Origin of the sequence: Vibrio salinus (genome assembly GCF_021272385.1) — a bacterium.
In the GTDB taxonomy this organism is placed as follows: Bacteria; Pseudomonadota; Gammaproteobacteria; order Enterobacterales; family Vibrionaceae; genus Vibrio; species Vibrio salinus.
In genome coordinates, this window is the sequence record NZ_JAJSDZ010000007.1 from 59,474 (window position 1) to 74,633 (window position 15,160).

Annotated in this window: 13 protein-coding genes, 5 tRNA genes and 1 rRNA gene; 3 read left to right on the forward strand and 16 right to left on the reverse strand. The window is 42.7% G+C overall.

Going from position 1 to position 15,160, the window contains the following annotated elements; translation table 11 throughout:
• Positions 1-42: 42 nt before the first annotated feature.
• From rpoB to LRQ06_RS06095, 12 genes are all read right to left on the reverse strand, one after another.
• Complete coding sequence (rpoB, locus tag LRQ06_RS06040; protein WP_232765527.1) at positions 43-4,074, reverse strand: DNA-directed RNA polymerase subunit beta; 4,032 nt, start codon at positions 4,072-4,074, stop codon at positions 43-45.
• A 240-nt stretch (positions 4,075-4,314) separates the two neighbouring features.
• Entirely contained in the window at positions 4,315-4,683 is a 369-nt protein-coding gene (gene rplL, locus LRQ06_RS06045; RefSeq protein WP_232765528.1) for a 50S ribosomal protein L7/L12, read from the reverse strand.
• Between the two features lie 57 nt (positions 4,684-4,740).
• Positions 4,741-5,235 carry a 50S ribosomal protein L10 gene (gene rplJ / locus LRQ06_RS06050; RefSeq protein WP_232765529.1) on the reverse strand — a complete coding sequence of 165 codons (495 nt, stop codon included), beginning with the start codon at positions 5,233-5,235 and terminating at the stop codon, positions 4,741-4,743.
• Between the two features lie 270 nt (positions 5,236-5,505).
• Entirely contained in the window at positions 5,506-6,207 is a 702-nt protein-coding gene (gene rplA, locus LRQ06_RS06055; protein WP_232765530.1) for a 50S ribosomal protein L1, read from the reverse strand.
• A 4-nt stretch (positions 6,208-6,211) separates the two neighbouring features.
• Positions 6,212-6,640 (reverse strand): 50S ribosomal protein L11, encoded by a 429-nt coding sequence (rplK, locus tag LRQ06_RS06060; RefSeq protein ID WP_232765531.1) that lies wholly within the window; start codon positions 6,638-6,640, stop codon positions 6,212-6,214.
• Between the two features lie 133 nt (positions 6,641-6,773).
• Positions 6,774-7,322, reverse strand: coding sequence for a transcription termination/antitermination protein NusG (nusG, locus tag LRQ06_RS06065; RefSeq protein ID WP_232765532.1), 549 nt, complete (start codon positions 7,320-7,322; stop codon positions 6,774-6,776).
• An 11-nt stretch (positions 7,323-7,333) separates the two neighbouring features.
• The gene (gene secE / locus LRQ06_RS06070) at positions 7,334-7,717 is read right to left on the reverse strand and encodes a preprotein translocase subunit SecE (protein ID WP_232765533.1); all 384 of its coding nucleotides are present in this window, start codon (positions 7,715-7,717) and stop codon (positions 7,334-7,336) included.
• Between the two features lie 245 nt (positions 7,718-7,962).
• The gene (gene tuf / locus LRQ06_RS06075) at positions 7,963-9,147 is read right to left on the reverse strand and encodes an elongation factor Tu (RefSeq protein WP_232765534.1); all 1,185 of its coding nucleotides are present in this window, start codon (positions 9,145-9,147) and stop codon (positions 7,963-7,965) included.
• Positions 9,148-9,248: 101 nt separating this feature from the next.
• Positions 9,249-9,324, reverse strand: a tRNA-Thr gene (locus LRQ06_RS06080).
• Between the two features lie 11 nt (positions 9,325-9,335).
• Positions 9,336-9,410, reverse strand: a tRNA-Gly gene (locus tag LRQ06_RS06085).
• Positions 9,411-9,444: 34 nt separating this feature from the next.
• Positions 9,445-9,529 (reverse strand) — tRNA-Tyr (locus LRQ06_RS06090).
• Between the two features lie 18 nt (positions 9,530-9,547).
• Positions 9,548-9,623: transfer RNA gene (locus LRQ06_RS06095), tRNA-Thr, on the reverse strand.
• 202 nt (positions 9,624-9,825) lie between these two features.
• Between LRQ06_RS06095 and coaA the strand changes: the two genes are divergently transcribed.
• On the forward strand, positions 9,826-10,749 hold the full coding sequence (coaA, locus tag LRQ06_RS06100; protein WP_232765535.1) for a type I pantothenate kinase: 924 nt from the start codon (positions 9,826-9,828) through the stop codon (positions 10,747-10,749).
• Between the two features lie 37 nt (positions 10,750-10,786).
• Here the strand turns inward: coaA and birA are convergent, their stop codons facing one another.
• Positions 10,787-11,755, reverse strand: a complete 969-nt coding sequence (gene birA, locus LRQ06_RS06105) for a bifunctional biotin--[acetyl-CoA-carboxylase] ligase/biotin operon repressor BirA (RefSeq protein ID WP_232765536.1) — start codon at positions 11,753-11,755, stop codon at positions 10,787-10,789.
• Positions 11,742-12,794, reverse strand: a complete 1,053-nt coding sequence (gene murB, locus LRQ06_RS06110; RefSeq protein WP_232765537.1) for a UDP-N-acetylmuramate dehydrogenase — start codon at positions 12,792-12,794, stop codon at positions 11,742-11,744. Before murB ends, birA begins: the two co-directional genes overlap by 14 nt.
• Between murB and LRQ06_RS06115 the strand changes: the two genes are divergently transcribed.
• Positions 12,773-13,291 carry a GNAT family N-acetyltransferase gene (locus LRQ06_RS06115; RefSeq protein WP_232765538.1) on the forward strand — a complete coding sequence of 173 codons (519 nt, stop codon included), beginning with the start codon at positions 12,773-12,775 and terminating at the stop codon, positions 13,289-13,291. The genes murB and LRQ06_RS06115 overlap by 22 nt on opposite strands.
• A 102-nt stretch (positions 13,292-13,393) precedes the next feature.
• Positions 13,394-14,734 carry a CDP-diacylglycerol--serine O-phosphatidyltransferase gene (gene pssA, locus LRQ06_RS06120; RefSeq protein ID WP_232765539.1) on the forward strand — a complete coding sequence of 447 codons (1,341 nt, stop codon included), beginning with the start codon at positions 13,394-13,396 and terminating at the stop codon, positions 14,732-14,734.
• Between the two features lie 134 nt (positions 14,735-14,868).
• Here the strand turns inward: pssA and LRQ06_RS06125 are convergent.
• Together LRQ06_RS06125 and rrf are read right to left on the reverse strand one after the other, a co-directional pair.
• Positions 14,869-14,945 (reverse strand) — tRNA-Asp (locus LRQ06_RS06125).
• A 60-nt stretch (positions 14,946-15,005) separates the two neighbouring features.
• Positions 15,006-15,121 (reverse strand): 5S ribosomal RNA (gene rrf / locus LRQ06_RS06130).
• Positions 15,122-15,160: the final 39 nt, after the last annotated feature.

Below are 15,160 nucleotides of genomic sequence, written 5' to 3' on the forward strand. Positions count from 1 at the left end.
CTTTCTACCAGGTAACCCGGTTTTTCTTATCGAAAAACCAAATTACTCTTCGTCTTCTAGCTCAATATTGATACCCAGTGAGCGAATCTCTTTCAATAACACATTGAAAGACTCAGGCATACCAGGTTCCATACTATGGCTACCGTCGACAATGTTTTTATACATCTTCGTACGGCCGTTAACGTCATCCGACTTAACGGTTAGCATTTCCTGTAGAGTATAAGCAGCACCGTAAGCTTCAAGTGCCCACACTTCCATCTCACCGAAACGCTGACCACCGAATTGAGCTTTACCGCCAAGTGGTTGTTGAGTCACAAGGCTGTAAGAACCTGTTGAACGAGCATGCATTTTGTCGTCAACCAAGTGGTTCAGTTTCAGCATGTACATGTAACCTACAGTAACCTGACGTTCAAATGCATCACCAGTACGTCCGTCAAACAGAGTTAACTGACCGGACTCTGGCAAATCAGCCAGTTTCAGCAATGCTTTGATATTTGGCTCAGAAGCACCATCAAATACCGGAGTGGCAATTGGTAAACCTTTACGTAGGTTACTTACCAGTGTACGAACCTCGTCATCAGACATGGCATCAATGTTAACTTCCTGACGAACATCGTTACCAAGATCATAAACCTTCTGTAAGAAGCCACGGAATTTCGCTATTTCCTGTTGCTCTTTCACCATCTGATTGATCTTGTCACCAATGCCTTTCGCAGCAGCACCCAGGTGAACTTCCAAAATCTGACCGATGTTCATACGAGACGGTACACCCAGTGGGTTCAGAACGATATCAACCGGATTGCCTTTTTCATCGTATGGCATATCTTCAATAGGGTTAATCTTAGAAATTACCCCTTTGTTGCCGTGACGACCGGCCATTTTATCACCAGGCTGGATACGACGTTTCACGGCAAGATAGACTTTAACGATTTTCAGGACACCCGGTGCTAAATCATCACCTTGAGTGATCTTACGGCGTTTCGCTTCAAATTTCTTATCGAAGTCCGCTTTCAGCTCATCCCACTGTTCAGCAAGCTGTTCAAGCTGTGATTGTAACTCATCATTTTCCAGAGTCTGATCAAGCCATTTCTTACGCTCGATACCATCTAATCTGGATTCAGAGAAACCACCGGCCAACAGAACGGCTTTAACACGGGCAAGCAAACCGCCTTCAAGAATCTGGAACTCTTCGGTCAGATCTTTTTTCGCTTCTTTAAGCTGCATCTGTTCAATTTCCAGAGCACGCTTATCTTTTTCAACGCCATCACGAGTAAATACCTGGACATCGATAACCGTACCGGTTACAGATCCTGGTACACGCAGAGACGTGTCTTTCACATCAGAAGCTTTCTCACCAAAGATAGCACGAAGTAGTTTTTCTTCTGGTGTCAGCTGAGTTTCACCTTTTGGTGTTACTTTACCAACCAGAATATCGCCACCTTTCACTTCAGCACCGATATATACAATACCGGACTCGTCAAGTTTCGATAATGCAGCTTCACCCACATTAGGGATATCAGCCGTAATCTCTTCAGAGCCAAGTTTAGTATCACGCGCCACACAAGACAGTTCTTGAATGTGAATCGTAGTGAAGCGATCATCCTGTACAACTTTTTCAGACACTAAGATAGAGTCTTCGAAGTTATAACCATTCCATGGCATAAATGCGATACGCATGTTTTGACCAAGTGCCAGTTCACCTAAGTCGGTAGACGGGCCATCAGCCAGAACATCACCACGGGCAACCGGTTCACCAGGCATAACGCAAGGACGCTGATTGATACAGGTATTTTGGTTTGAACGTGTGTATTTCGTTAAGTTATAGATATCGATACCGGCTTCACCAGGAACCAATTCATCTTCATTAACTTTAACAACAATACGAGACGCATCAACAGACTGAACATGGCCACCACGTTTCGCAACAGCCGTAACACCAGAGTCAACAGCTACGTTACGTTCAATACCGGTACCAACTAAAGGCTTATCTGCTTTTAGTGTCGGAACCGCCTGACGTTGCATGTTTGCACCCATCAATGCACGGTTAGCATCATCGTGTTCCAGGAATGGAATCAACGACGCAGCGATAGAAACAACCTGGTTAGTAGCAACGTCCATATAATTAATGGACTCACGAGGGTGCAGGCCTGATTCACCTCTCTCACGAGCAGTGATCAGTTCATCGGCAAATGTGCCTTCTTCAGTCAATTTCGCATTCGCCTGAGCAATGACAAACTGACCTTCTTCAATTGCTGATAAATAATCAACTTCATCGGTAACCACACCATCGATAACACGACGATAAGGCGTTTCCAGGAATCCATACTCATTACAACGCGCAAACGCTGACAATGAGTTGATCAAACCGATGTTTGGACCTTCAGGAGTTTCGATAGGACACAGACGACCATAGTGAGTAACGTGTACGTCACGCACTTCGAAACCGGCACGTTCACGAGTCAAACCACCAGGACCCAATGCTGAAATACGACGTTTGTGCGTCACTTCAGATAATGGGTTGTTCTGGTCCATGAACTGAGATAATTGTGAAGAACCAAAGAATTCTTTAACTGCAGCAGAAATCGGTTTCGCATTAATCAAATCCTGCGGCATGATGTTATCCAGATCGCCTAAACTCAGACGTTCTTTGACCGCACGTTCCACACGAACAAGACCAACACGGAATTGGTTTTCTGCCATTTCACCAACGCTACGAATACGGCGGTTTCCTAAGTGGTCGATATCGTCCACTTCACCTTTACCATTACGGATAGCAATCAGTTTTTTCATTACTTCGATGATATCTGTTTCATCGAGAGTTCCCTGCTCTCCGGCATCTTCACGACCGATAGAACTGTTGAACTTCATACGACCAACAGTTGACAAGTCGTAACGATCTTCAGAGAAGAACAAGCTTTCAAATAAGGCTTCAGCCGCTTCTTTTGTTGGCGGCTCGCCAGGACGCATCATACGGTAAATTTCAACTAACGCGGAAATACGATCTGTTGTGCTGTCAACCCGGAGTGTGTCTGCCATGAACGGACCATTGTCCAAATCATTGGTATACAACACTTCGATTTGCTTGTAACCGGCCTGAGACAGGTTCGCCAGAACTTCAAGAGTGATTTCCTGGTTTGCTGCAACAATCAGCTCACCAGTTGATTCGTCAACATAATCTTTAGAAGAAATCTTGCCAACAATATACTCAACTGGAACTTCAATAAATTCAACGCCGTCTTTATCAAGCTGGCGAATATGACGAGCGGTTACACGACGACCTTGCTCAACATACACCTTGCCATTTGCTTCGATATCGAAACTTGCGGTTTCACCACGTAAACGATCAGGGACCAACGCCATCATCAGAGTCTGATCTTTTACTTCGAAGTTCACTTTTTCGAAGAATAGATCAAGAATTTCTTCCGTCGACTTACCTAAAGCACGAAGGATAATTGAAGCTGGTAGTTTACGACGGCGGTCTATACGCACGTACAGATGATCTTTCGGATCAAATTCGAAATCCAACCATGAACCACGGTATGGGATCACACGTGCATTATAAAGTACTTTACCTGATGAGTGGGTCTTACCCTTATCGCTGTCGAAGAACACGCCTGGGCTTCGGTGCAGCTGGGATACGATAACCCTCTCGGTACCATTAATTACGAAGGTACCATTATCTGTCATGAGTGGAATTTCACCCATGTAGACTTCTTGTTCTTTAATATCTTTTACAGTACCCGCCGGCGCATCTTTATCATAAATCACCAGGCGTAGTTTAACGCGAAGTGGCTTCGAATAAGTTACACCACGTATTTGACATTCTTTAACATCAAATACTGGCTCACCAAGACGGTAGCTAACGTATTGCAGCTCAGAGTTACCATTGTAGCTCTGAATAGGAAATACAGAACGAAAAGCAGCCTCTAGACCATATTGTCCCTCAGGATCCTGTTCGATAAATTTATCGAATGAATCGAGCTGGATCGATAGCAAGTATGGAATGTCCAAAACTTGTGGACGAGTACCAAAGTCCTTACGGATGCGCTTTTTCTCGGTATAAGAGTAAACCATGGGGTTCCTCAGCTCGCTGATAAGTGACCCAAACTGTCCGCCTGAAAAGGCGTAGGACAGTAACTAACTAGCTGTTTATTGTAGTAACGAACACATAAAAATAAATAATATGAACGTTTTTTTGCACGGATATCTGACGCTTAAACAGCGGAAAAATTCGCCGACACCCTACAGCGCAAAAAGGCCGGTGGTCAATAAACCACCAGCCATTAGCCTTTCGGCTAAGCAATTATATAATAATTACTTAAGCTCAACAGTTGCACCAGCTTCTTCAAGTTGTGCTTTAAGAGCTTCTGCTTCAGCTTTCTCAATGCCTTCTTTGATAGCCGCTGGAGCACCGTCAACAAGACCTTTAGCTTCTTTAAGACCAAGGCCAGTTGCACCGCGTACAGCTTTGATTACAGCAACTTTGTTACCGCCTGCAGAAGACAGGATAACATCAAATTCAGTTTGTTCTTCAGCCGCTTCACCAGCAGCAGCACCGCCAGCAACAACAGCAGCAGCAGCAGAAACGCCGAATTTTTCTTCCATCGCTTCTACTAGTTCAACAACTTGCATTACAGACATTTCTGCAATAGCGTCTAGGATTTGCTCGTTAGTAATAGACATAACAATTCTCTTTTAAGTCAACAATTAGTTTATTATGCAACCAGTAAAAAGCAAGGCTTATGCTGCTTCTTCTTGTTTTTGGTCGCGGATAGCAGCGATAGTACGTGCCAGCTTGCCTGCTGAAGCTTCTTTCATGCACATCATCAAACGTGCAATCGCTTCGTCGTAAGTTGGTAGTGTCGCCAGTACTTCTACGTCAGTAACTGCGCCTTCAAATGCAGCTGCTTTGATCTCAAATTCTTTATTTTCTTTCGCGAAATCTTTAAAGATACGCGCTGCAGCACCTGGGTGCTCGTTAGAAAAAGCGATCAAAGTAGGACCTACGAATACGTCTTTAAGACATTCGTAGTCAGTGCCTTCTACTGCGCGACGTGCCAAAGTATTACGAACAACTCTCACGTAAACACCCTCTTCACGAGCTTGTTTACGTAGAGAAGTCATTGCACTTACTTCAACGCCACGAGAGTCAGCAACAACTGCAGAAAGTGCACCACTGGCCGCTTCGTTGACTTCAGCAACAATTGCTTTTTTGTCTTGAAGGTTTAAAGCCATCTTGGATTTACTCCTGGTTGTCGTTACACCACTCACTACAAAATAGTGAGAGATCATTTGGTGCATTCCCAGAAGAAAGGTATAAAAATAGAGCTTTCTGTCAGTTCGGGCACCATCTACGTAGGTTCGATTAAGTCATTAAACAGATTTAATAACGCCTACGGTCTTGGACGGAGACTGGGTTATTGTTCCGAAAAGAACCAAAGTTCAGCCCCAACCACAAATATAGGCGCAAGATTATACATCAATCATGCGCCTACGCAAATAGAATTATGCTTGCGTATTTAGTGTTGCCTGATCAACAGAAACACCAGCACCCATCGTAGTAGAGATGCTTACTTTTTTCAGATAAACACCTTTAGCCGCAGATGGTTTTGCTTTTTTAAGAGCCACCAGAAGAGCTTCCAGGTTCTCTTGAATTTGGTTAGCTTCAAAAGAAACTTTACCAATTGTTGTATGGACGATGCCATTTTTGTCATTACGGTAACGAACCTGACCTGCTTTAGCATTTTTAACAGCTTCCGCAACATTAGGAGTTACAGTACCAACTTTAGGGTTTGGCATAAGACCACGGGGGCCCAGGATTGTACCCAGCTGACCTACAACACGCATCGCATCAGGAGAAGCGACAACAACATCAAAGTTTAGTTCGCCTTTCTTAACCTGAGCAGCAAGGTCTTCCATACCAACGAGATCTGCACCTGCTTCTTTTGCAGCTTCAGCATTTGCACCTTGAGTAAATACAGCAACTCGTACTTCACGACCAGTACCATGAGGTAGCACTGTTGCACCACGTACGTTTTGGTCTGATTTACGAGCATCAATGCCCAAGTTTACAGCAACGTCAACAGATTCTACGAATTTGGCTGTTGCCAGTTCTTTAAGAAGAGCAACGGCTTCATTGATTTCGTATTCTTTAGTCACATCCACTTTCTCGCGGATTGTGCGCATGCGCTTAGTTAGTTTTGCCATCGTATTAACCCTCAACCACTAGGCCCATTGAACGAGCAGTACCCGCAATTGAGCGTTTCATTGCTTCAACGTCAGCACCAGTCATATCAGCAGCTTTAGTTTCTGCGATTTCCTGAAGTTGAGCGTCAGTGATTGTACCCACTTTTTCAGTGTTAGGACGACCAGAACCAGACTTAACGCCAGCCGCTTTTTTGAGTAAAACAGCAGCAGGAGGAGTCTTAGTAATGAACGTGAAAGAACGGTCATTATAAACAGTGATTACTGTTGGAATTGGTAGACCTTTCTCAACAGATTCTGTTTTTGCATTAAATGCTTTACAGAATTCCATGATGTTAACACCACGCTGACCTAGAGCAGGACCAACCGGTGGACTTGGGTTTGCCATACCAGCTGCAACTTGCAGCTTGATATAAGCTTCAACTTTCTTAGCCATGATATTTCCTAAATTATGGGTTCAAACGCTAATCCTCTGATCAGCTCCCCGCTTTCTTTTCATAAAGACCTGTAAAAAGGCGCGAAATTATAAACAGATTCCGCGCCTTTCACAAGAATAAAATGACGATTATTTAGTCAAGTTTTTCAACTTGTCCAAATTCAAGCTCTACAGGCGTCGCACGACCAAAGATCGAAACAGACACCTTCAAGCGACTTTTCTCGTAATCAACTTCTTCAACGGTACCATTAAAGTCAGCAAATGGACCATCAGTCACACGAACCACTTCACCAGCTTCAAACATCGTTTTAGGTCTTGGCGCTTCACTCGCTTTTTCCAAACGATTTAAAATAGCATCCGCTTCTTTATCAGAAATCGGTGCTGGGCGGTCTGAGGTACCACCAATGAAGCCCATAACTCGAGGAACGCTGCGTACTAAATGCCATGATTCGTCATTCATGATCATTTGAACAAGTACATATCCGGGGAAGAATTTACGTTCACTTTTACGTCTCTGACCAGCACGCATCTCTACCACTTCTTCCGTAGGGACAAGAACTTCACCGAATAAGTCTTCCATACCATGCATTTTGATATGTTCACGTAGCGATTGAGCTACCCGACCTTCAAATCCAGAGAAGGCTTGAACTACATACCAGCGTTTTTTTGGAGCTTCACTCATGTATAAACCCTCTATGCTCCAGTCGCTAAGGCAACAAGACGAACCATAATGCCGTCAATGCCCCATAGAGCCAGAGCCATTACAATACTAACAGCTAACACGATTAACGTAGTTTGCATCGTTTCCTGACGTGTAGGCCATATCACCTTACGTATTTCCAAACGAGCTTCACGTGCAAAACTAATCGCAGCTTTACCTTTAATTGTTGTAGCAGCAACGCCTAACGCAGCTGCAATTAGCACAACAACACCTGCAGTGCGAATCACTACATTGAACGTCTCACTATAAAATGAGTTACCCACAACAGCCACAGCCAGTAAAAGAATGGTAATAAACCATTTGAACTTATCTGCTGCACTTGAGCCATCAGGAGTTTCAGCATGATTTGCTTTCATAAACCAACCTGCACAAGTCTTACTATAGACGACAATAACCCCGCTGTTGCAGGGCAAAACCAATAATGATGTTCAGAATTTCTTTAACATCTATCTAAAAAGCACTTTTTCTAAACCAATCTTATTCTTAATCTGGCATTTCGTTCAAAAATAACACTTTTCGATTACTAAATCACCGCCATTTGAGTTTAGCGCAGAAAAAGGGCATCAAATGATGCCCTTTTTACTAGTGATTAGTCAAATCATTATTCAATGATTTTAGCAACAACACCAGCACCAACTGTACGACCACCTTCACGGATCGCGAAACGTAGGCCATCATCCATCGCGATTGGGTGAATCAAAGTAACAGTCATTTTAACGTTGTCACCAGGCATTACCATTTCTACACCTTCTGGAAGCTCGATGTTACCAGTGATGTCAGTCGTACGGAAGTAGAACTGTGGACGGTAGCCTTTGAAGAATGGAGTATGACGGCCGCCTTCATCTTTAGACAGTACGTATACTTCTGATTCGAACTTGCTGTGTGGAGTGATTGAACCCGGTGCAGCCAGTACCTGACCACGTTCAACTTCATCACGTTTAGTACCACGTAGTAGTGCACCAACGTTTTCACCCGCACGGCCTTCGTCCAGAAGTTTACGGAACATTTCAACACCAGTACAAGTTGTTGTTGTAGTTTCGTGAATACCCACGATTTCTACTTCATCACCAACTTTCAGAATACCACGCTCGATACGGCCAGTTACTACTGTACCACGACCCTGAATTGAGAATACGTCTTCGATAGGCATCAGGAATGGCTGATCGATTGCACGCTCTGGCTCTGGGATGTACTCATCAAGCGCTTTTGCCAACTCAAGGATTTTTTCTTCCCACTGTGCTTCACCGTTTAGTGCGCCTAGTGCAGAACCCTGGATTACTGGTAGGTCATCTCCTGGGAAATCGTATTCAGACAGAAGTTCACGAACTTCCATTTCTACCAATTCAAGTAGCTCTTCATCATCTACCATGTCACATTTGTTCATGAATACGATGATGTATGGGATACCAACCTGACGACCTAGAAGGATGTGCTCACGAGTTTGTGGCATTGGGCCATCAGTCGCAGCTACTACCAGGATACCACCGTCCATCTGCGCAGCACCAGTGATCATGTTTTTAACATAGTCAGCGTGTCCTGGGCAGTCTACGTGTGCGTAGTGACGAGTTTCAGTATCATACTCTACGTGTGAAGTCGCGATTGTGATACCACGTTCACGTTCTTCCGGTGCGTTATCGATTGACGCAAAGTCACGAGCTTCACCGTCACCATGTTTTGCAAGTACAGTACAGATAGCTGCTGTTAGAGTTGTTTTACCGTGGTCAACGTGGCCGATAGTACCAACGTTTACGTGCGGTTTCGTACGTTCAAATTTTTCTTTAGACATGGGTTGTCCCTCTAGGTACGGATTTAAGGTGGCTTAAATGACCACGCAACCAAAGTTTATTGGTAATAAAGTATATATCAAAAGGAAAAATTTGCTTAGAGTGGTGCTGATACCCAGAATTGAACTGGGGACCTCATCCTTACCAAGGATGCGCTCTACCGACTGAGCTATATCAGCACTCATAAAATTGGAGCGGGCAGCGGGAATCGAACCCGCATCATCAGCTTGGAAGGCTGAGGTAATAGCCATTATACGATGCCCGCACACGTAACTCTGAGAGCTATTTCCTTATGAAAATGGTGGAGGGGGACGGATTCGAACCATCGAAGGCGGAGCCGGCAGATTTACAGTCTGCTCCCTTTGGCCACTCGGGAACCCCTCCAAAAACCTAAAAATACTATGGTGCCGACTGCCGGAATCGAACTGGCGACCTACTGATTACAAGTCAGTTGCTCTACCTACTGAGCTAAGTCGGCGTAAGTGGAGCGCATTCTATTGAATGATTTATTTCCTTGCAACCCTTTCCTTAAAAAAAATAGTAAAATATTCATGTTTTTGTTCGATCGCCGCTTTTTGAGGCAAATTTTGCTGCAAAAGCATACGAAACATCACTTCTGGGTTGCTTTATCTGCTCCTTAAGGTATTTTGCAGTCTACCTTATTCACTTAGAGAGCAAAGATGAGCCCTTTTCTTTCATTCTCCAGAGAACAATGGTCCCATTTAAGGGATAGTGTCCCTATGACTTTGTCGGAAGACGATCTGCAAGAGCTTCAGGGGATCAATGAAAATCTGACAATGAAAGAAGCAGTAGAAATCTATTTGCCATTGGCGCGTCTTCTTAATCTGTACGTTGCGGCAAGACAAAGCCGGAATTCCGTTCTTCATGAATTTTTGGGCAACGATGAAACATCCCCCCCTTTTATTATTGGTATTGCCGGAAGTGTTGCCGTCGGGAAAAGCACCACAGCTCGTATATTGCGGGCACTTTTAGCTCGCTGGGGAAACCATACTAATGTGGAATTGATAACAACCGATGGATTTCTTTACCCTAATGAAGTTCTGATGGAAAAAGGCATAATGCACAAGAAAGGGTTTCCTGAATCTTATGATATTAAGAGGCTAATTGAATTCGTTTCAGATGTAAAAGCATGCAAACAAGACGTTTATGCGCCTATCTATTCTCACATTACTTATAATATTACCAATAAAATAAAGGTGGTTAATGTCCCCGATATTTTAATTATTGAAGGACTTAATGTACTTCAGAGTGGTATGAATTACACTCATTCGCCCCATAGGGTTTTTATTTCGGATTTCCTCGATTTTTCTATTTTTGTTGATGCTCAACCAGAACTTATTGAAAAATGGTATATTGAGCGCTTTATGAAATTAAGGCACAGTGCATTTAAACAGCCAGGCTCTTATTTCAGTCACTATACCAAGCTATCTGAAGAACAGGCTGTCAATAAGGCAAAAAACATTTGGCATACGATTAATGGTAAAAACCTCAAACAAAATATTTTACCTACCAAAGGCCGCGCACATCTAATACTCACAAAAGGGGCCAATCATACCGTGGAAGAAATATTACTGAGGAAGTAGTTATCCCGGGGAAGCAATATTCCCCTATTCCGTCTGGTCATAAATCATTTTTTCTTAATGATATTTCCCCACCGATATACGATTCGATTCCTTGTTCTGTTTCAAGAATAATCGCACCCCGGGAATCAATTCCTTTGTCAATACCGCAAATTTCTCTTTTGCCAATCAGTAACTTCACTGAACGGTCAATAAAGTTATCCAGTTGATTCCACCGGGCAACAAATGAACTCATACCTTTAAATTCATACTCTTCTAATGCGTTGTTCCAACAAGAAATTATCTCCACGGCCAGTTTATTTCGATCAACTGATTCACCGTCAAGCACATCAGATAAACAGCTCCATGGCTGGTCAATAATTTCTGAATTTCCAACCTGCATAGAAAGATTCATCCCCATGCCGACTATCAAACTGGCTGACCCGCCAGCCTGTCCAGACATCTCAACCAAAATTCCAGCTAATTTTTTATCATTAAAATAAAGATCATTAGGCCACTTCAACTTAACGCCAGATATACCTAATGATTCAAGAGCATCTATCACGGCAATTCCAGCAACCAAACTTAGTCCCATCGCCCCGGCAATACCTGCTTCTAAATTCCAATACATGGATAAATACAAATTGGAACCAAAAGGAGAATACCACTGCCTTCCTCGTCTTCCTCTGCCATTTTCCTGATATTCCGCCAGACAGACAGTTCCAGATTCTAAACTGTCTGTTCTATCCATTAAAAATTGGTTCGTTGAATCTATAACTGGATACAGATAAAGAGGATTATGGATGCGCTGCTTCAAATAAACTTCATTTAATAAATTCATGGGCTTAGCCAACTGGTAACCTTTCCCCTGAATCCGGAAAATGTCAACACCCCATTCTTGTATCCCTTTAATATGTTTACTGATTGCGGCCCGGGAGATTCCCAGAGATATCCCTAATGCTTCCCCGGAATAAAAGGCACCATCAGAAAGCGTCTTTAATAAAGCTATTTTCACACTATGATCTTTCAATTTTACTATCCATAAATTTATCCAGAAATACCTCTCCGGTTTCTCCCATAAAGCGAACTTCATGCTCTAACATCACACCATAGCGTTCATAAACCTGGCTACGAACATGAAGTGCCAGATTAATCACATCTGCAGACGTTGCGTTATTTTCATTAACCAGAACCAAGGCCTGTTTGGGATGGACCTTTGCTCCTCCAATACAAAGACCTTTCAAACCACACTGTTCGATCAGCCAACCGGCAGCCAATTTCATCCCATTCGAAGTATGATAATGAACAATATCCGGATACTGTTGCCTCAATAAATCGAACCGATCTGACGTAACAACCGGGTTTTTAAAAAAACTTCCGGCATTGCCGGAAACGATAGGATCAGGCAGTTTTTCAGATCTGACCTTACAAATAACATCAAAGATTTTTTGACACGAACTATCACTAGCAAGTGACCGTAATGGCCCGTAATCCAGTAAAGGGACATACCGTTTTGATACTTTCAAACCAACAGAAGTAACAAAAGCCTTAGTTTTCAGGCTGTGCTTAAATACAGAATCCCTATATCCAAATTGGCATTCGCGAGCACTCAACTGAACCATATCCTGTGTCTCTGTGTTAACGTATTCAACATATTCACAAATATCTTTGAACTCAAGGCCATAAGCGCCAATATTCTGGACAGGAGCACTCCCCACACATCCAGGAATCATTGCCAAATTTTCAAGCCCGGCAATTCCTTTTTTCACCGTGTGTTCAACCAGTAATGGCCAGTCTTCTCCACCTGCTACATTCAGATAATAAAACGAGTCGTCTTCTCTGACATTGATGCCCATGATCCTGTTAATAATGACAACACCCCGATAATGTTCGGTAAACAACACATTGCTTCCTTTACCCAGAACTAACTTAGGCAAACCTCTCCATTTATCGTTTCGAAAGACATCCTTTACCTCTTCAACACTAAAAACCTCGATAATGACATCTGCAGTCTGATTAATAGAGAAAGTATGGAAAGGCTTTAAACTTGAGTTATAGTAAATTTGCATATCGTTCATCAATTCAAATACACTGTGGTCATTCTACAACAGTTAAGTCAGATAAAGTGCTGGAAATGGAAAAATTACAGTTTCATCATCTAGAACCTATCCAGTTTCCATTAATACAACGCTTTTATAAGCAATTTTACCCGACATCAAAACCAAAACGAAATGAGAAAGCCCTTATCGTTCGCGCTGCTGACACATTGAATATTGTTGCTTGTGTCAGATTCAGACAGGTAGATCCACACTATCAACTTCTTACCGGGATGGCAGTATCAACCGAACAAAGAGGGCAAGGTATTGGAAAAGCACTGTTAGCATATTGCCAACAAAATATTTTGGACAATAAGTGTTATTGTTTTGCCTATTCACACCTGACGGATTTTTATAAAGCACATGGTTTTGTTCCTTTGGAAGCGGGCCAACTGCCACTATCAATTAAAGTTCTGTATCATCGCTACACAAATAGTGGAAAATCATTAGTTGCTATGCAATATTTGTAGAATATTCATCATATTTACACTGCTCGTGTAGCTTTTATAAACCTGAATTTGGTAGTATCAGACATTCGCAACTTTGCAAGAAATGAAGGTAATACACTAAACATGATCGCTCGTAGAAATCTTTTCGAACAGCTACCTACTGTTGCGCTCAACCCAGATAACTTTGAAGCATTATATTCCGCAGAGCAATTTCGAACCTATCTTATAAACAAAATTCGCAACGCAAGTAACCGAATTTATATTGTTGCTTTATATTTGGAAAACGATGAAGCTGGACGAGAGATACTGACAGAGCTATACGAGACGAAGCAACGAAACCCAGGTTTAGATATACAGATTTGTGTCGATTGGCATCGGGCTCAAAGAGGACTTATCGGTGCGGTGAAATCTCAGGGTAATGCCCAGATGTATCAGGAGTTTGCCAACAATTATGATCACAAAATACCCGTCCATGGTATACCGGTAAGAAGCAGGGAAGTCTTTGGCGTACTCCACCTGAAAGGGTTCATTATTGATGATACTGTAATATACAGTGGAGCAAGCCTGAATAATGTCTATTTAGGCTATAAAGATCGGTATCGCTACGACAGATACCATACTCTTGAAAACAAAACACTGGCAGATGCAATGGTTTCTTACATTCTTGATTCCATTATTACTCATTCAGCCGTCCATGAATTAACAAATGAGTCCCGGCCAACGACCAAAGAGTTAAAACCGGCAATTCGTCAGTATAGAAGCAGTCTAGCACTGTCTTCTTATCGCTTTGATTCCCAGCAAATATCAGAAAATGAAGTTGCAGTAACGCCTCTGGTTGGTTTAGGGAAAAGACGTAACAATCTGAATCGTCATATCGTCAATTTAATTGCTCAGGCAAAAGAAGAGATCTTTATTTGCACCCCTTACTTTAACTTTCCGAAAAGTGTGTCATCCCAGGTAAAAAAAGCGCTCAAACGAGGAGTAAAAGTACATATAATCGTGGGTGATAAAACTGCAAATGACTTTTATATCCCTCCAACAGAAACATTCAAGACAATTGGCGGACTTCCTTATTTGTATGAACTAAATCTGCGCCGGTTCGCTAAGTTAAACGAAGCGCGAATTGCCAGCAGACAACTGTCAATCCACCTATGGAAACACGATGACAATAGTTTTCACCTAAAAGGTATCTGGGTTGATAAGAAATTCATGTTGCTTACAGGGAATAACCTGAATCCAAGAGCATGGAAACTTGATTTAGAAAATGGTCTGTTTATACAAGATAGAAATTATCTTATCAAAGATAAATTTGAGCGAGAATTTGATTGTATACTCCAACATACCCAGCTGATTTGCTGTTACAAACAAATTGAAAAGTTGGATGACTATCCTCTGGCTGTTCAGAAGTTAATTAAACGAATACTACGAATTAAAGCAGATCGAATCCTGAAACAAATATTGTAAATCTATAGTGGGGGGCCATCCCCTCTCTATTCCTTTCCTCAGGTTAAACGAACCGTTTGTACCAATCTGTATATGCACTTAGACAAGGCATAATGCAAAAAGCCCCGACCAGAAGGTCAGGGCTTAAAATCAAGTGGCGGAGCGGACGGGACTCGAACCCGCGACCCCCGGCGTGACAGGCCGGTATTCTAACCAACTGAACTACCGCTCCGCATTGGCTAGCTAAAGTGCTAATCTGTGTCATCAGAATCTCTGATAACAGAAAATAAAAGCCTGGCGATGTCCTACTCTCACATGGGGAAACCCCACACTACCATCGGCGCTAATTCGTTTCACTTCTGAGTTCGGCATGGAGTCAGGTGGGTCCAAATCGCTATGGCCGCCAGGCAAATTCGTTAATTCAGAAAGCTGTCTTATTCTCAACCC